Annotated in this window: 18 protein-coding genes; all 18 read left to right on the top strand. The window is 53.5% G+C overall.

Going from position 1 to position 16,759, the window contains the following annotated elements; translation table 11 throughout:
• Positions 1 to 3 precede the first annotated feature (3 nt).
• The 18 genes from GTO89_RS10525 to GTO89_RS10440 all read left to right on the top strand — a co-directional run bounded on the left by GTO89_RS10525 (position 4) and on the right by GTO89_RS10440 (position 16,717).
• Complete coding sequence (locus GTO89_RS10525; protein WP_161262047.1) at positions 4 to 861, top strand: MotE family protein; 858 nt, start codon at positions 4 to 6, stop codon at positions 859 to 861.
• Between the two features lie 147 nt (positions 862 to 1,008).
• On the top strand, positions 1,009 to 2,697 hold the full coding sequence (locus GTO89_RS10520; RefSeq protein WP_161262046.1) for a flagellar hook-length control protein FliK: 1,689 nt from the start codon (positions 1,009 to 1,011) through the stop codon (positions 2,695 to 2,697).
• A 24-nt stretch (positions 2,698 to 2,721) separates the two neighbouring features.
• Positions 2,722 to 3,291, top strand: coding sequence for a flagellar hook capping FlgD N-terminal domain-containing protein (locus tag GTO89_RS10515; RefSeq protein ID WP_204758218.1), 570 nt, complete (start codon positions 2,722 to 2,724; stop codon positions 3,289 to 3,291).
• 32 nt (positions 3,292 to 3,323) lie between these two features.
• Entirely contained in the window at positions 3,324 to 3,707 is a 384-nt protein-coding gene (locus GTO89_RS10510; protein WP_161262045.1) for a TIGR02530 family flagellar biosynthesis protein, read from the top strand.
• 84 nt (positions 3,708 to 3,791) lie between these two features.
• Positions 3,792 to 5,120, top strand: coding sequence for a flagellar hook protein FlgE (locus tag GTO89_RS10505; protein ID WP_161262044.1), 1,329 nt, complete (start codon positions 3,792 to 3,794; stop codon positions 5,118 to 5,120).
• 67 nt (positions 5,121 to 5,187) lie between these two features.
• A complete protein-coding gene (locus tag GTO89_RS10500; protein WP_161262043.1) occupies positions 5,188 to 5,400 on the top strand; it encodes a flagellar FlbD family protein in 213 nt (70 codons plus the stop codon).
• 108 nt (positions 5,401 to 5,508) lie between these two features.
• Positions 5,509 to 5,994, top strand: a complete 486-nt coding sequence (locus tag GTO89_RS10495; RefSeq protein ID WP_161262042.1) for a flagellar basal body-associated FliL family protein — start codon at positions 5,509 to 5,511, stop codon at positions 5,992 to 5,994.
• A 47-nt stretch (positions 5,995 to 6,041) separates the two neighbouring features.
• On the top strand, positions 6,042 to 7,037 hold the full coding sequence (gene fliM, locus GTO89_RS10490; RefSeq protein WP_161262041.1) for a flagellar motor switch protein FliM: 996 nt from the start codon (positions 6,042 to 6,044) through the stop codon (positions 7,035 to 7,037).
• The gene (fliY, locus tag GTO89_RS10485; RefSeq protein WP_328793899.1) at positions 7,027 to 8,337 is read left to right on the top strand and encodes a flagellar motor switch phosphatase FliY; all 1,311 of its coding nucleotides are present in this window, start codon (positions 7,027 to 7,029) and stop codon (positions 8,335 to 8,337) included. The genes fliM and fliY overlap by 11 nt, the downstream gene beginning before the upstream one ends.
• Positions 8,338 to 8,354: 17 nt before the next feature.
• Positions 8,355 to 8,717 (top strand): response regulator, encoded by a 363-nt coding sequence (locus GTO89_RS10480; RefSeq protein ID WP_161259068.1) that lies wholly within the window; start codon positions 8,355 to 8,357, stop codon positions 8,715 to 8,717.
• 45 nt (positions 8,718 to 8,762) lie between these two features.
• Positions 8,763 to 9,404 carry a FliO/MopB family protein gene (locus GTO89_RS10475; protein ID WP_161262040.1) on the top strand — a complete coding sequence of 214 codons (642 nt, stop codon included), beginning with the start codon at positions 8,763 to 8,765 and terminating at the stop codon, positions 9,402 to 9,404.
• 41 nt (positions 9,405 to 9,445) lie between these two features.
• Positions 9,446 to 10,165, top strand: a complete 720-nt coding sequence (fliP, locus tag GTO89_RS10470; protein WP_161262149.1) for a flagellar type III secretion system pore protein FliP — start codon at positions 9,446 to 9,448, stop codon at positions 10,163 to 10,165.
• A 21-nt stretch (positions 10,166 to 10,186) separates the two neighbouring features.
• A complete protein-coding gene (gene fliQ / locus GTO89_RS10465; RefSeq protein WP_161262039.1) occupies positions 10,187 to 10,462 on the top strand; it encodes a flagellar biosynthesis protein FliQ in 276 nt (91 codons plus the stop codon).
• 20 nt (positions 10,463 to 10,482) lie between these two features.
• Positions 10,483 to 11,283, top strand: a complete 801-nt coding sequence (fliR, locus tag GTO89_RS10460) for a flagellar biosynthetic protein FliR (protein WP_161262038.1) — start codon at positions 10,483 to 10,485, stop codon at positions 11,281 to 11,283.
• A 34-nt stretch (positions 11,284 to 11,317) separates the two neighbouring features.
• Entirely contained in the window at positions 11,318 to 12,406 is a 1,089-nt protein-coding gene (gene flhB, locus GTO89_RS10455) for a flagellar biosynthesis protein FlhB (RefSeq protein WP_161262037.1), read from the top strand.
• A gap of 46 nt (positions 12,407 to 12,452) precedes the next feature.
• Positions 12,453 to 14,513: a flagellar biosynthesis protein FlhA gene (gene flhA / locus GTO89_RS10450; RefSeq protein WP_161262036.1), complete on the top strand. Its 2,061-nt coding sequence runs from the start codon at positions 12,453 to 12,455 to the stop codon at positions 14,511 to 14,513.
• Positions 14,514 to 14,516: 3 nt separating this feature from the next.
• Positions 14,517 to 15,830: a flagellar biosynthesis protein FlhF gene (flhF, locus tag GTO89_RS10445; RefSeq protein ID WP_161262035.1), complete on the top strand. Its 1,314-nt coding sequence runs from the start codon at positions 14,517 to 14,519 to the stop codon at positions 15,828 to 15,830.
• Entirely contained in the window at positions 15,830 to 16,717 is an 888-nt protein-coding gene (locus tag GTO89_RS10440) for a MinD/ParA family protein (protein ID WP_161262034.1), read from the top strand. The genes flhF and GTO89_RS10440 overlap by 1 nt, the downstream gene beginning before the upstream one ends.
• Positions 16,718 to 16,759: the final 42 nt, after the last annotated feature.

Genomic DNA, 16,759 nt, shown 5'->3' with positions numbered 1-16,759 from the left:
GAGATGGCTGACACAGAAGCAGCGCAGGGTGAAAAAAAGGGGATGTCCATGATGACGCTCTTTTTACTGATGGCCCTGCCGGTCGTCATGTTGGCCGGGCTTGCCGCCGCTCAGGTGACTGGCCTGGTCGACCTTTCGCCGCAACTGCGCAGTCTGCCCGTCGTCGGTTCTCTCTTCCCACAGAAGGATCCCGCCTCAGAGGGGTCCCAACAGACGCTGGAAGAGCACCGGATCGCTCAACTGCAAGCGGAAAAAGAAGCCCTTGACGCCAAACTGACCGAGATGCAATCGGCGGCGACGGCGACACCGGTTGCCGCTCCCCAGGATGACGCTTTGAAACAACAGAAAGCGGAACTGGAAAAGCAATTGGCCGCCATGAAGGAACAGACCGAGAAGGAAAAGCAGGCCCAGGCCGATTTGGAGAAGCTGGCCGAACGCCTTTCGGTGATGAAACCGGCGAATGCAGCCAAGATCATGGAAAATCTGCCTGATGACACAGTGAATAAGCTCCTCAACGGCATGGATGTTGACAAGGCAGCCAAAATAACCGCCGCTCTCGATCCGGCGCGAGCCGCCCGGTTGGCATCGGGCAATGGTGATGTGGCGGCGCGGGAAAAGGCCGATACTGCCTTGAAGAAGAGTGAACTCACCAAAAGCAACTATCAAAACCTGGCCAAAACGATCGCGGCCATGAAGGCCGATGACGCAGCCATGCTGATGGAACAGCTTCCCGATGAGGCGATCGCCTCCATTTTGCGGGAGATGAGCCAGGATGCAGCCGGTAAGGTCTTATCATCCTTAACCTATACCAATCCGACACGGGCCGCCCGGCTTGTGAATTTAATGGGGAATGCGGGATAATTGGCCACCAAATAGCGTGATGGCAACAAATCATCTCGGATAAGGGTTGAAGACATTCCTGAGAATCAGGTCGGCTCTGCCGAAAGGAGGGATGCCATGGAGAAAGCGCTCTGTCAGTGACCATCGTTTATTTCAGGAGGTGAATCAATGGCAGACCTTTCGATTTTAAATGGCTTGACCTCGCCCCCTACCTCGGCGCCTTCCCTTGGGACTGGAAAGGGGACAAAAGGGGGAGCAACGGGCACAGGCCAACTGGGAAAAGGTTTTTCCGGTTACTTACACGACAGCCTCGCTTATTTTCCACAGCCGCAGACGAACCAAGCGAGTGCGCGTCAATTGCCGTCCGGCAGCGTCCAACGGAGTGCCGAACGTCACCGTGATTCTGAGCGACCAGAGAAGCCTGCCCTATTGACGGCGACCCGAGAAAGTCGGCTTTCTGAAAAAAGCGCCAAAGGGCCCTCGATCAGCCGCGAGGACGAGCGGGGCGATGATCGTCAGGAAAATCAGGAAGTAAGAAATCAACCGGAACGGACAAATAGCGATGGGGATTCGTCGCAAGCGAGCAAGTCGGAAACTCAACCACAAGAGCTTGAAACGTCATCTCCCGCTCCAGACCAGAGCGAAGATGCGGAGGAGACGGCTCAAAAGGAAGACGCCAGCGATGCGGTGTCCCCTCTGGCAACCCCCCTTGTCGCAGTGTCCTTTCAAACAAGCCCTGACGTAGAAGAGACTGCAGGTTCTGCAGCTGTTGCCCCTGCTTCTGCGGAGGGAGAGAAAAAAAGTGAGCCCCTATCCCCGGTTCTTGCCGGAGCAGTTCCCCAACAACCGGCTAACGGCGATGTGAAGGCTGACGCCAAAGGGGAACAAACGATCAAGGTCCTTGCGGGCCCGTTGCCAACGGCCATGCCAGAACAAACTCATCAACCGCAGGAACAACCGGCAACACCGCTCTTGCCGTCCACTGTTGTCACGGAGACAACGAGTGCGGCATCAGAAACGAAGAATGCAGCCCCCCTCTTGCCGGTTTCGCCGAGCCAACTGACCCTCTTGGCTGGGATGCGCAAGGAAACTGTCGAAACGACAGCCGGTCAGTCGGTTACGGCGACAGAACCCCTTTCAGATGGTCAACCGGCCCTTGTGCAAAGAGTGACGGAAGGTTCAGGCGCAGCCACCCCTCAAGGGAGTGGAGAAAACGCAACCGGTTGGATGGCCGGCGGTCAGAATCCAACGACTTTTACGCAAGCGACCGCCAAAGGCGTCCAAGCCGGCGAAGAGTCCCCCTTTCGCCTCAATGAAGCGCAGGGCGGCAACAGCCGGACGACGACATCTGCGGCAGATACGGTTTCCGCTGCGACGAAACCAGCCTTGAGCAGAGAAGCCTCCAATGTTATGCGCACCGAGGTTTTTCGCCAGATCGTGGCCAACAGCGAACTGCTCAAGAAGGCCGATGCGAGCGAACTGCGGATCCAATTGAAACCAGAGTTCCTCGGTAAAGTGAATCTCAACCTTTCCGTTGAAAACGGCATCGTCTCTGTCCGCATCGCCGCTGAAAACCCGCAGGTCAGACAGATGATCGAATCCAACCTGAATCAACTGAAACAGTCCTTGGAGGAACAGGGGTTGCGATTTGATCGGGTAGAGGTCGGTGTAGGCCAGCAGGGTACCGATTCTCGTCACAGCGCCGGCGATTCTCAGCAATCCTCCGCTGGGAGATGGGGAAGCCAGAAAAGTGGGCAGTCCGACGAATCAGCGTCCATAAACGGCAGCGGCGCTGTTGATGCTGTAGCGGCACGTAGTTACTACCGAGAGGACACAACGGTAGAGTTTTTGGCGTAAGTGCAATCGAAAAGGGGGATAGGCATGGCAGGTACGATTGAGAATGTGGGCAGTGTCTACATGGATCCTACTGGGACGACGGCGACAAAAAAGAGCAACAGCGAACTCGGTAAAGATGATTTTCTGAAACTGCTCGTGACGCAGCTTCGCTTTCAGGATCCGATGCAACCGATGGAAGATAAAGAATTCATCGGCCAGATGGCGCAGTTTTCCTCGCTGGAGCAGATGAAGAACATTTCCGATGGTTTTGAAAAATTCCAAACAACCCAGGAAAACGTCATGGGCGGTTTAACCAAAGCCCTCGGTAGTTTCCTTGCCGTTCAGCAGCAGATGCAGGGCGATAACATGATCGTGTCAGCGGTCAGCTTTGTGGGCAAACAGTTGGAGGCGCAAGTCGCTAAGTTGGATGATAAAGGAAATGTGGTGAAAGACCAGGACGGTGACATTGTCACGGAAAATGTTGCCGGTCAAGTGACTGGTGTCACCATCAAAAACGGCGTAGCGGCGCTTCAGGTCCAGTATGATGTGGACGGCCAAAAGAAAACAAGGGAAGTTCTCCTGAATGAGATCACCAAAGTGGCGCAAGCCAGTTAAGACATTTGAAGACAAGGAGGGAGGTGGCGGCCTTGGATAACCGCATCCTCTATCCGCAGCCACTGATCCCCGGCGTTAGCAAACCCTCATCGGGATCAATCTCCCAGCCGGCCGGCCAAACCTCTGGCGATTCCTTTCAAAAGATCCTTGATCAAAAAACACTCAAGTTCTCCTCCCACGCCTTGCAACGGCTGGCTCAACGCAATATCTCCCTCGGCGAGACCGAACTTAGCAAGCTGAACGAGGCCATCGACAAGGCAGGACGCAAAGGGTCGAAAGAATCACTGATTCTGATGAAGGATCTGGCGCTTGTCGTATCGGTGAAGAACCGCACTGTCATCACTGCTGTCGACGGAAACGCGATGAGGGACAATGTTTTTACAAACATTGACAGTGCTGTCGTCATTACGGAATAAGGGCTGGACCTCCAGGAGGAAGCCCAGGCTGCTGAACGATTGAGGCAGTCATCCGTTCTAACATGTTAGGAGGTCGTTTACCCCATGATGAGATCCCTTTTCTCCGGGGTCACCGCGCTGCGCAACCACCAGACGCGGATGGATGTCATCGGCAACAACATCGCCAACGTCAACACGATCGGCTTTAAGAAAAGCCGCGTCACCTTTGCCGACGCCCTGAACCAGACCACTCGCGGCGCCGCCGCCCCTCAAGGCGGACGGGGCGGCACCAACCCGATGCAAGTCGGTCTGGGTATGAACATCGCCACGATGGAGACGGTCTTCACACCGACCAGCGTTCAGGGAACGGGCAAGAACTCCGACCTAGCTGTTGACGGTGACGGTTTCTTCCTGCTCAACGACGGCGGTACTCAGTACTACACACGTGCGGGCAACTTCGATTTAGATACGGAGTACAACTTCTACCGCACCGACAACGGCATGAAGGTCATGGGGTACATGGCCGATGCCTCAGGAAATATTGACCCCAGCAAAAGCCCCACTGAAATCAACATCAAAGATAAATTGCAGATGCCGGCCTTGGCGACGAACCGGGTTTCCTTCAACAAAAACCTGAACAGCCTGCAGGCCAGTTCCCTGCCGATCCAGAAATCGATCGAGATCTTCGATTCCAAAGGCGGTAAGCACAACCTGTTGTTGACCATGAAAAATGTCAGCAAGGCCGGTGACGAAAACCACTGGATTGTGTCGGCGCGTATTACTACAGAAGATCCGACCACACACAAGATTACAACGGCTACAGGCTTTATTCAGGGTGAAATTTACTTCAGCAGCAACGGCATGTTCAAGCGTTTTGATGTGACCAATGCCACTGATTTCAGTTTCCCCGGCTTGGGCGTCAATAAAATGACAGCGATGCCGACAGGTTCTTACTCCGCTGGCTTTACGTTCCCTTCAACGTCAAACAATTCCGCGTTCTACCTCGATCTTCACTCTATCACCCAATTCTCTTCCGATACGACGGTCGACAAACTGAGCCAGAACGGATACGCCGATGGCGCCTTAAAGACCTATGCCATCGATTCAGCTGGCGTGTTGACAGGCACCTTTTCGAACGGCAAGAGCCTGGCGCTGGCCCAGGTTTGTGTGACGACCTTCTCCAACCCTGCCGGATTGATAAAGGCTGGTTCCAACCTCTATATGAGGTCCAACAACTCCGGCGAACCGAACACAGGCCAACCGGCCGTGGGCAGCCGTGGCGCCATCACCCCAGGCGCATTGGAGATGTCCAACGTCGACCTATCCCAGGAATTTACCGACATGATCACGACCCAGCGCGGATTCCAGGCCAACAGCCGGATCATTACCGTTTCTGACAGTATGCTTGAAGAACTGGTTAACTTGAAACGATAATCGATGACGGGCGGGTAGGTCCGATCAGCCCGCCCGTATCTTTGCATTGACAATGGAGGGCAGGTCGATGATCAAGATCAGGCGGTTAAACCAAAGCGAACTGGTGATCAATGCAGAATTGATAGAGCAAGTCGAAGCGACTCCAGATACGATCATCACCTTGACGACAGGCAAGAAGATCGTTGTATTGGAAAGTTCCGATGAAGTGGTGGAAAAGGTGATCGCCTACCGCCTGGCATGTATCAAACCTGTCGTAGCGATAAAACCGACGGATATCTGACAAAAAGAAGGACCTAGCGGGAAGAACTCGAATGAATGTATAATTAGGTAAGGTAGGGCCTGTTCTGTTCAATTTATACCCTAGCCAAGGAAGGAGCGTTTTTCCGGCATGGCTGATACCGAAAACGCGCCCAAAAAGAAACCGCTGAATACGAAGCTGATCATTATCGCCGTTGCCGTGCTGGTATCGGCGGCCATCATCGCTGTGGCGGTATTTAAGTTCTTTATCAGTCCGGACGCTGTTTCGGACCACACGCCAAAAGCGACAGCGCCTAAAACAGTGGGGGTTCTTTTTGAGGCTGGCGACTTCACGACCAACCTGGCTGACCCTGGTGGGAAACGCTTCCTAAAAGCCAAAGTGATCCTGGAACTGAATGAGGAAAAGAAGGACGAGAAAAAGCTGGCCGAATTGAAGGAACAGCTTCCGGTCATCCGCGACCGGATCCTTTATATCCTCAGCGCGAAAACGGTAGAGGATTTCCAGGTATCTGACAGCAAGGAAAAGGTCAAAAAAGACATCTTGGTCGCCTTAAACAAACAGTTTGGCGCCGACAAATTCCGTAATGTCTACTTCCAGGAGCTTGTCTATCAATAGTCCTGCCCGGAATGATAACGACTGATTTCAGGAGGTGAGGGTAGGACATGAGCGATATTCTGTCCCAGGCCGAGATCGACGCGCTGCTGGCCGCCCTCGCCAGCGGTCAGGTAACGCCTGAGGATGTCAAAGATGATTTGGCGAGCAAGATCCGAGTTTACGACTTTAAGCGGCCGAATAAATTTTCCAAGGACCAGATTCACACATTGCAAGTCATCTATGAAAACTTCTGCCGTACCTTAACGACCTATTTGGCCGCAAACCTGCGCACACTCGTGCAGATATCGGTGCAATCGTTAGACCAGTTGACCTACGAAGAGTTTATTCGTTCCATTCCTAACCCCACCATCGTTAACATCTTTACGATGCCCCCGTTGAATGGGAACGGGATCATGGAAATTCACCCCAATATCGCTTTCGCCGTCATTGATCGCTTGTTTGGAGGAACAGGCAACCCACCGGACAAGATCCGAGGGCTGACAGAGATTGAACAATCTGTTTTTCAACGGACGACGCGACGCATGTTGGACAGTTTCACCGAGGCTTGGGACAACATCGCTCAGGTAAAAGCCCGCCTTGAGATGATCGAGACAAACCCGCAGTTTATTCAGATCGTGGCGCCCACGGAGATGGTCGTCGTCATCACCTTGGCATGTAAAATCGGCGATGTCGAGGGAATGATCAATATCTGCCTGCCTTATATATTACTGGAACCGATCATTGGCAAGTTAAGCGCCCATTTTTGGTTTTCCAATGCGGCTAAGGAGCGCACGGCGGAACAATTGGAGGCGTTGCGCAACCGTTTGGAACGGGCGCTTGTCCCCATCACCGTCTTGTTGGGACGCACTTCGCTCAGCGTCTCCGAGCTTTTGGATTTGCAGTTGGGTGACGTGATCCAGTTGGACAATCGTTCTGATTCCGAACTGGAAGTGCTCATCGGTCAACGGACCAAATACCTGGCGCGTCCGGGCATCTCCGGCTCCAAAATGGGTATCCAGATCACAGCGACATACGAAAAAGGAGTTGAGACAGATGATGAGTAGCGGCGTCCTTTCCCAGGAGGAAATTGATGCCCTGTTGAGAGGCGCCGACGCCCCCAGTGAACCTGTAATGTCGTTGGATGCAGCCGAACCGCAAGCCGACTTCAGTGAACTGGAAAGAGATGTAATCGGCGAGATCGCCAATATCTCCATGGGTACGGCGGCGACGACACTTTCTACTCTTTTAGGGAAAAAAGTCGACATTACGACGCCCCGTGTGACGGTCACATCGAAAGCGGCGCTGCAAAAAGACTATCCCTCACCCTTCGTTGTCGTCGATGTGACCTATACAGCCGGATTGGAAGGCAGCAATGTGCTGATCATCCGCGAATCTGACGTGGCGATCATCGTCGATCTGATGATGGGCGGCGACGGTATGTCACCGCCGACAGAACTGAACGAAATTCACTTCAGCGCCATTTCGGAAGCGATGAACCAGATGATGGGGTCGGCGTCCACCTCCATGGCGACGATGCTGCAAAAAAAGATCGATATTTCCCCCCCGGCGTTGAACACCATTGATTTTGCCAGTGAGAAATTACCCCATCCTGAGATGGATCCGGTGGTCAAGGTGTCCTTCCGGATGGTTATTGAAGGACTTGTCGACAGCGAGTTGATGCAGGTCTACCCGATTCCCTTTGCCAAGCAACTTGTTTCCGGATTGATGGGGGATATGTCATCCACCCCTGCGAGCGCTCCGGCACAGACGGAAACAGCGCCGCCTCCACCTCCGCCGGTGGCGCATTCTCCAGTCGCCTCGACTCCGCCCGCTGCATATCCTCCGCCGGCTTCCCAACCTCCCGTCGAAATGCCGATGGTTGCCGCGCCGCCGCCGGGTTACGGAGGTCCACCGCCGGGGTATGGCAATCAACCGCCTGCGTACCCGCCTCCGGGGTACGGTTACCCTCCGCCGGGATATTATGGAGCGCAGCCTGGGTATCCTCCCCAACCGCCGGTCGCCGCCTATCCGCCGCAGGCGCCGCCAGTGCCTGTGCAGCCTGTCCAGTTTTCCCCCTTACAGCAACAGCGTAGCGGCAAGGATATGACCAACCTTGGGTTGATCATGGATGTGCCTCTACAAGTCACCGTCGAACTCGGGAAATCGAGGAAAACCATCCGTGATGTCCTTGATCTCGGTCCCGGTTCGGTCATAGAACTTGATAAACTCGCTGGTGAACCGGTCGATATCCTGGTTAATGGCAAGCTGATCGCCAAGGGCGAGGTCGTAGTCATCGATGAAAACTTCGGCGTGCGGATAACCGATATCGTAAGTCCCATCGAAAGGATAGGCAATTTACAATAAACGGAGGATGATTGAGAATGGGAAACCGGATTCTAATCGTAGACGACGCTGCTTTTATGCGCATGATGATCAAGGACATCCTGACCAAGAACGGCTATCAGGTGGTTGGCGAAGCGGAAAACGGCGCAGTGGCTGTGGAAAAATGGAAAGAATTTCGACCTGATTTGACTACTATGGATATTACCATGCCGGAAATGGACGGCATCAATGCTGTCCGCGCCATTCGGCAGGTTGATCCCAATGCTCGTGTGATCATGTGCAGCGCCATGGGTCAGCAGGCGATGGTCATCGATGCTATTCAAGCCGGCGCCAAAGACTTTATCGTAAAGCCCTTCCAGCCGGACCGCGTACTCGAGGCTGTACGCAAAGCTTTAGGCTAAGCATTGCTCAACAAGGCTCTCCTGAACTACAAGTGGGAGATGAGGATGAACTACAGTCGGCGTATTGGCCGCCGGATCATCGGCGGCCTGGTGTTTTTTGGGCTTCTTTTGTTTCTTCTGTCGCTCCCGATGACAGCCATGGCGACCGATACGGCGCCGGGAAGCATCCTTGACAAGACCTACACCCAGCAGGCCGAAGCCGAACAAAAGGCGGGTCCTGTTTCCACAGGCGATCTGCTCATTCGACTCGTAGGCACACTGGTGCTTGTCGGCATCAGCGGCTGGGTTGTCGTAAAGCTCTGGAAAAGGAAACAGCAGACGGCTGGACAGGGAAACTGGCTGGCCGTGTTGGATCAGGTCAGCCTTGCGCCGAACAAAAACCTCTTTGTCACCGACATCGCGGGAAAGGTCTTTGTCATCGGCGTAACAGACCATTCGATTCAACCGATCATGGAAATCACCGATGGACAGGTCATCGATGCGTTGCGGCAAGTCCAGGAGGAAAATCAATCGTCGCCGCCAGCGCCATTTGGCCTTGATTTTATCAACGGTTTGCTGGGCAGGGGGAAAGGACATTCTGATCGGGAACCGTCCTTCCATGCGGAAATGACGAAACAGATCCAGCGATTGAATGCACTCCGAACGGGAAAAGTGGAACCCGATAGGGAAGGGGAGGACAAGCTGTGAAGTCCTCGTTTGGCCGAGGCTTCATTTTATTGGCTTCGCTAATGGTAATATTTACCTGGGCACTGCCTGCGCAGGCGGCGCCGCTACAGATTCCGACGGTCACCTTTGGCGTCGAATCGGCTCAGAACCCAACAGAGGTCTCTACAAGCCTACAGATTCTCTTTATACTGACGATCCTGTCACTGGCCCCGTCGATCCTGATCATGATGACCTGTTTCACCCGGATCATCGTGGTGCTGCACTTCACTCGGACCGCCTTAGCATTGCAAACGATGCCGCCGAACCAGATCCTGATCGGGCTGACTTTGTTCCTGACTTTTTTTATCATGGCGCCTACATGGACCGCCATCAATGATCAGGCGCTGCAGCCTTATCTGGCAGGCAAACTATCGCAGGAACAGGCGCTGGACAAGGCTTCTGATCCATTGCGAGAGTTCATGTTAAAGCAAACCCGGGAAAAGGATCTGGCCTTATTTGTCAATATGTCGAATATGGAACAACCGCAAACGTACAGAGACATCCCCACCAAGGTTGTTATTCCGGCCTACATCCTCAGTGAATTGAAAACGGCTTTTCAGATCGGGGCCGTTATCTATCTGCCCTTTATTGTCATTGACATGATCGTCGGATCGGTGCTGATGTCGATGGGGATGATGATGTTGCCACCGGCCATGATCTCCCTGCCTTTTAAGGTGCTGATTTTCGTGCTTGTTGACGGCTGGTATCTCATTGTCCGATCCCTGATCCTCAGCTACCAGTAACAAATGGAAAGGAGGATGACTGTGACACCAGAATTGGTGATTCAGTTGGGACGTGACGCATTGACCGCCGTTTTGCTGATCTCGGCGCCTCTTTTAGGCGCCAGTTTGATTGTCGGTTTGGTGATCAGCGTATTTCAAGCGACCACCCAGATCCAGGAAGCGACACTGTCCTTTGTGCCGAAGATCATCGCTGTATTGGTCGTCATTCTCCTCTTCGGACCGTGGATGTTGGAAGCAATGATGAAGTATGTCGATCAGATGCTCGGTTCTTTGAACACGTACACCTTTATTCGATAATTTCGGGAGAGGAATAGACATTGGAAGCGGTCATCAACACAATGCTCAATCATTTGGATGTGCTGCTCCTGATGATGACCCGGGTGGCCGGCATCATGGTTCTTGCGCCGGTTTTCAACTTTCAGGGATTTAATAATCTGGCCAAGATCGGCCTATCCTTCATGATCGCCCTGATCCTTTTCCTGGCGATGCCCAATAACGCATTGCCCGTTCCCCCGCATGACCTTCTAAGCTATGCGCTAGTCGTTGCGCAGGAGGTTTTGCTCGGCCTCGCCATCGGATTTATCTTGCAACTCGTTTTTGCCGCCATTTTGACGGCAGGTCAATTGATCGATATCCAACTCGGTTTCGGGATCGTCAATGTCATCGATCCCTTATGGGGCGCTCAGGTGCCCATGACCGGCATTTTAATGCAGATTCTGGCTTTGTTGATTTTTGTCATCTTTGATGGCCATCTCCTGCTGATTCAGGTGCTGGCTGATAGCTTTCGCATCCTGCCAGTGGCAGGCAGCCCCTTCAGCCTTGCCCTGTCAGGGAACATCGCCGACTTCATGGTTCGTCTCGTCTCGGGGGTGTTGCTGATCGGGGTCCAATTGGCGATGCCGATCATCGGCATCATCTTGATCAATGACATCGCTCTGGGCCTCGTCTCACGAACGGTGCCGCAGATGAACCTGTTTGTCATCGGCATTCCCTTGAAAATCATTGTGGGAGTCGCCTTCTTGTGGATTACGCTCCCCTTCTATATCGAGGGCCTAAACCGCCTGTATACCCTGAGTTTTTCCCAAGTGTCCGATTTCATGCGGATACTCAGCCCATAAAAGGACTCTTGAAATAGGGCTTCTGAAAAGAGGGATGAAGCCGATGTTGAAGTGGGACCTGCAGTGGTTTGCCGAAGAAAAGACAGAAAAACCAACGGCGAAACGACGCTCAGAAGCCCGCAGGAAAGGCCAGGTGGCCAGGAGTCAGGAATTCAACACGGCGCTGATCCTGATGTTCGGATTTCTGGCACTGCGGAGTCTCGGCGTCCAGACGATGGACGGCATGGAGCGCATGATGGTCTATCTATTGGGCACGGTGACCTTGGAGACGGTGACGCCAGTCTCGGTGATCACGACAGGCACCCTGATCGCCCTGCGGACCATGCTGATGATCGCGCCGTTTTTACTGGCGGCGATGGCTGCCGGTTTGCTGGCCAGTTACCTGCAAGTCGGATTTCTGTTTACCTCAGAAGGTTTAAAAATGAACTGGGGAAAACTGAACTTCATCGCTGGACTGAAGAATATTTTTTCGACCCGTTCCCTTGTAGAACTGGTAAAGTCCATCCTCAAAGTGACAGTTATCGGCTATGTCGCTTATTCGGCTGTAATGAAGCACTTGCAACTCTTTCCGAAACTTCTTGGAATGGACGTTCAAACGGCGGTGGCGGCCATATCTGATGTCGCCTATGACGTTGGTTTTCGGGTGGCCCTATTGCTGGTCGTCGTCGCTGCCATGGATTACTGGTACCAGTGGTATAAGCATGAAGAGTCACTGAAAATGTCGAAGCAAGAAGTTAAGGATGAGTTTAAACAGGCGGAAGGGGATCCCCAGATCAAGGGCAAGATCAAACAGCGCATGCGTGAAATGGCCATGCGCCGGATGATGCAAGAATTGCCTAAGGCGGACGTGGTGATCACGAACCCGACCCACTTCGCTGTTGCGCTCAAATATGAAAGCGGAAACATGACGGCGCCTGTTGTCATCGCGAAAGGTCAAGATTATGTGGCTTTGAAGATCCGGGAAGTAGCCCAGGGTCATGGGATACCCCTCGTAGAAGATAGACCTTTGGCCCAGGCGCTTTACCGATCTGTCGAGATCGGTCAGGAAATCCCGGCAGAACTCTTCCAGGCGGTGGCGGAGGTCTTCGCCTTCGTCTTCCGAATGAAGAAAAAACGTGCCTGATCATTGATGGGAGAGAACGGGAAGAGACCGGAAAGGGAGTGAATCCATGGCTGCGCCGCAGACGAAGAACGGCGCCATCAGTTATACTGATCTCGGTGTGGCCGTCGCCATCCTGGCCACCGTGATCATGATGATCGTCCCCTTAAACCCCATTTTTCTCGATATGTTGCTTATCTTCAACATCACGATCGCCATGTTGGTCCTGTTGGCCACCATGTTTGTCGAAGGCGCGCTGGAGATCTCCGTCTTTCCTACGCTGCTCTTGATCACAACCCTCTTGCGGTTGGCATTGAACGTATCGTCGACGCGGCTTGTGCTGCTAGAAGGCTATGCGGGACAGGTCATTGAGCGATTTGGCAATTTCGTTATCGGCAGCAGCCCGGTCGTCGGTGTTGTTGTCTTTATCATCCTCGTCATCATCCAGTTTATGGTTATCACCAAGGGCGCTGAACGGGTGGCTGAGGTGGCGGCCCGCTTTACCTTGGATGCGATGCCGGGCAAACAGATGGCCATCGACGCTGACCTTAACCAGGGCATGATCAATGAGGCGGAAGCAAAAAAACGCCGGAGGGATATCCAGCGGGAAGCGGATTTCTATGGGGCGATGGATGGCGCCACCAAGTTTGTCAAGGGTGACGCCATCGCCGGCATCATCATCCTGATCGTCAACATCCTTGGCGGTTTCTTCATCGGTGTCTTGCAAAAAAACCTCACTGTTTCCCAGGCAGCCATGAAGTACACGATCTTAACCGTTGGTGACGGTCTGGTCACACAGATCCCGGCGCTTCTCATCTCGACAGCGACGGGTATCATCGTCACCCGAGCGGCTTCCGATTCCAACCTGGGACAGGATCTGACCGGGCAGTTGTTTGGTCGTCCTCGCATCCTCTATATTGGGGCGGGGGTGCTTGCGCTGCTGGGCACGATCGGTCTTCCGCCCATTCCTCTCTTTACCATGAGCGGCTTTCTCGCTTTTCTTGGTTACCGGATGACCCGGGTTAAAGCGGCAACAGAGGTCGCTGAAATCGAGAAAGCCCAGGAGCAGGAGATCGAGGAGATCAAAAAACCGGAGAATGTCATCTCCTTGCTCAATGTGGATCCTCTCGAATTGGAGATGGGCTATGCTTTGATCCCCCTCGTGGATACCCAGCAGGGTGGCGATCTCCTCGACCGCGTGATCATGATCCGGCGGCAGTGCGCGCTGGAACTGGGTCTTGTCGTTCCTCCCATTCGCCTCCGCGACAATATGCAACTTAAGCCGAATGCTTATTCGATCAAAATCAAGGGTGTCGAAGTGGCTGGCGGCGAGATGATGCCGGATCACTACCTGGCCATGGCGCCCGGATTTGATGACGGTTCCGTGCCGGGAATCGATACGAAGGAACCGGCCTTCGGACTTCCCGCCAAGTGGATCACCGCGACGATGCGCGATCAAGCCGAACTGGCCGGGTATACTGTCGTCGATCCGCCGAGCGTTATCGCCACCCATCTGACAGAAGTGATCAAGACTTATGCCCACGAGATCCTCGGCCGTCAAGATGTGCAGACCTTGGTCGACCATGTCAAACAGACCCATCCGGCGGTTGTATCCGAATTGATTCCCGATCTCCTCAGTCTTGGCGACGTGCAGAAAATCCTCGCAGGCTTGCTCAAAGAACGCGTGCCTATCCGCGACTTGGTCACCATCATGGAGACATTGGCTGACCATGCCCGTATCACCAAGGATCCTGACGTCTTGATTGAATACGCCCGCCAGGCTTTAGCCCGTCAAATCGTTAAGCCCTACCTGCTGCCGGGAACGAACGAACTGGCGGTGATATCGCTGGATCCCTCACTGGAGAATCGGATTCGGGAAGCGATCCAGCAAACAGAGCATGGGACCTACCTTGCCATCGATCCGACGGAAGCGCAGCGCCTTATCGCTTCCCTTTCCTCGGAGGTGGAACGGGTATCCCAGATCGGCTATCAACCTGTCGTCCTTTGCGCCCCCATCGTTCGCCTTTATTTCAAACGCTTGACAGAGCGGGTTGTACCTCATCTGGTGGTTCTGTCTTATAATGAGATCAACACCCAACTGCAAGTCCAGACGATTGGGATGGTGAAGTAAACCTTGCGGGTCAAACGATTCGTTGCGCCGACGGTGCAGGAAGCCATGAATAAAATGAAGCAGGAAATGGGGAAGGACGCTGTCATCCTTCACACCCGGAAGATCAAAGAGGGAGGTCTCTTGGGGCTGTTCTCTCGGGAAATGGTGGAGATCACCGGTGCTGTGGAGGACAACTCGGTCATCGCGCGGGAGGCTCATTCCCGCGAGCCCATCGGGCTGGTGCGTTCCCCTGAACCACAGGGAATGCTTCGCTCACGCGAGACCCCTGTGACGACGGAAGCCCGTAAGCGTGCTCCTGACGTTGTGCCGGTGATGGTTCCGGCTGTCGCTCCACTCACCAGAGGAGCCGTTCATCCTATTGACGCGATTGTGAGCGGCGACACTTCACGAGAAGGGTTGTCTGTCAAAAAAGTCGAAACGGTGGGAGATACCAGTCAGAGCGTTATTGACAGCGAACTGAAACAAATGAAGCTGTTAATGGGTGAAATTCTGGGACGGCTGGATGAAGCCGATGCCAACCTTCCTGTCGAGTTGCATTCGGCATATAAAAGACTGGTGGACAATGAAGTCGATGAGACGCTGGCGCGCCAAATCATCCGTCAGATCATTGAAAACAATGATGAGCAGGGCGACTGGAGCCCTGAACGGGCGCGCAGGCTTGTGCTGGCCCAGTTAGAATCCTTATTGGGGCAACCCCGTCCGATACTGTTGCCTGACACGGTAAAAAGTCAGGAAGTGGTGATGATGGTTGGCCCCACCGGCGTAGGCAAAACCACCACCATCGCCAAGCTGGCAGCTACCTTTTCGATCGTTAATCGGCGTAAAGTGGGATTGATCACCGCTGACACCTACCGGATCGCTGCAGTGGAACAGTTGAAAACCTTTGGTGACATCATCGGCGTTCCCGTTGATGTTGTCTTTACACCGCAGGCGCTGCGTTCCGCGATTGAACGTCACCAGGACAAGGAGTTGCTGCTGGTCGACACAGCAGGCCGGAGTCATAAGAACGGCAGCCAACTGGAAGAACTGAGCGCTTACGTGGAGATAAGCCAACCCAGTCGGACCATTCTGGTATTGTCGGCAACGACAAAATTCAAGGATTTGATGCAAATCACTGAGTGTTTCTCCCCGATGAACATCGACCGCTATCTCTTTACCAAACTGGATGAGACGAGCCATTACGGATCCATTCTTAACCTCATCCATGGAACGGGAAAACCACTCTCCTATGTCACTACCGGTCAGAATGTTCCCGATGATATGGAGGTCGCCGACCCGAAAAAGTTGTCCAATCTGATCTATGGAGAGACGAACTGATGAAAGATCAAGCCGAAAAGCTGCGGATTATGATGAATAACATGCGGCAGACAACGGAACGGACAATTCGGGGCGATTCGCCGTCGACACGGGTAATCTGTGTATCAAGTGGAAAAGGGGGCGTCGGCAAGACCAATCTGACGCTGAATCTTGGTCTCGCCTTGATCGATTATGGTTTTCGGGTGTTGATTCTTGACGCCGATATGGGTATGGCCAATATTGACGTGATTTTGGGGAAAGTCCCCCCTCATAATCTATACCATGTGATCCGTGGAGAAAAGACATTGGATGAGGTGGTGTTTACAGGTCCGAAAGGAATTCAGACCATCTCCGGTGGTTCCGGCATTGTCGAATTGGCTGATTTGAGCGCAGGGGAACTGGATGACTTTATCACCAGGCTGTCAGGCATGGAGAGTTCAGCAGATATATTTCTGATCGATACGGGCGCCGGCATTTCCCGGAATGTTCTTTCCTATATTTTTGCTGCCGATGAATTGCTTGTTGTCACTACTCCTGAGCCGACAGCGATTACCGATGCCTACGGTTTGATCAAGTCCGTCGATTCCATGCAACGAGGCAAGCCCATCTCGGTCGTCATCAATCGGGTCGATGACGATAAAGAAGGAGATAGCGTGGCGAAGAAGCTATCCATGGCTGTTCGCCAATTTTTGCACCGAGACATCGTGATTGTTGGTACGATTCCGGATGACCCCACTGTGCCGAAGGCCGTTAAGTCACAGATGCCCTTTTATCTGCAAAACCAACACACACCGGCTTCTTTAGCGGTTTCGAAACTGGCGGCTACCCTCTGCAACCTGCCGGTTCGCTACGAAGGACGAGAGGGGATCACACGGATGTTCCGGCGAATGAAAAGCTTTTTTCGGTAAAGCCGCTTTTGCAGGAAAAAAACAAGCCTGCGTGGAAGAAAA

Origin of the sequence: Heliomicrobium gestii (genome assembly GCF_009877435.1) — a bacterium.
Classification (GTDB): Bacteria; Bacillota; Desulfitobacteriia; order Heliobacteriales; family Heliobacteriaceae; genus Heliomicrobium; species Heliomicrobium gestii.
Note: the sequence above shows the minus strand (reverse complement) of the source record. Positions and strands in the feature narration are given on the sequence as shown.

Coding starts and splice junctions, on each gene's coding strand:
- GTO89_RS10520 (WP_161262046.1), top strand. CDS start 1,009: ATGGCAGACCTTTCGATTTTAAATGGCTTGACCTCGCCCCCTACCTCG.
- fliY (WP_328793899.1), top strand. CDS start 7,027: ATGATGAGTAGCGGCGTCCTTTCCCAGGAGGAAATTGATGCCCTGTTG.
- flhB (WP_161262037.1), top strand. CDS start 11,318: ATGAAGCCGATGTTGAAGTGGGACCTGCAGTGGTTTGCCGAAGAAAAG.
- fliP (WP_161262149.1), top strand. CDS start 9,446: ATGGTAATATTTACCTGGGCACTGCCTGCGCAGGCGGCGCCGCTACAG.
- GTO89_RS10500 (WP_161262043.1), top strand. CDS start 5,188: ATGATCAAGATCAGGCGGTTAAACCAAAGCGAACTGGTGATCAATGCA.
- GTO89_RS10440 (WP_161262034.1), top strand. CDS start 15,830: ATGAAAGATCAAGCCGAAAAGCTGCGGATTATGATGAATAACATGCGG.
- GTO89_RS10505 (WP_161262044.1), top strand. CDS start 3,792: ATGATGAGATCCCTTTTCTCCGGGGTCACCGCGCTGCGCAACCACCAG.
- GTO89_RS10475 (WP_161262040.1), top strand. CDS start 8,763: ATGAACTACAGTCGGCGTATTGGCCGCCGGATCATCGGCGGCCTGGTG.
- flhA (WP_161262036.1), top strand. CDS start 12,453: ATGGCTGCGCCGCAGACGAAGAACGGCGCCATCAGTTATACTGATCTC.
- GTO89_RS10480 (WP_161259068.1), top strand. CDS start 8,355: ATGGGAAACCGGATTCTAATCGTAGACGACGCTGCTTTTATGCGCATG.
- GTO89_RS10515 (WP_204758218.1), top strand. CDS start 2,722: ATGGCAGGTACGATTGAGAATGTGGGCAGTGTCTACATGGATCCTACT.
- GTO89_RS10495 (WP_161262042.1), top strand. CDS start 5,509: ATGGCTGATACCGAAAACGCGCCCAAAAAGAAACCGCTGAATACGAAG.
- fliM (WP_161262041.1), top strand. CDS start 6,042: ATGAGCGATATTCTGTCCCAGGCCGAGATCGACGCGCTGCTGGCCGCC.
- GTO89_RS10525 (WP_161262047.1), top strand. CDS start 4: ATGGCTGACACAGAAGCAGCGCAGGGTGAAAAAAAGGGGATGTCCATG.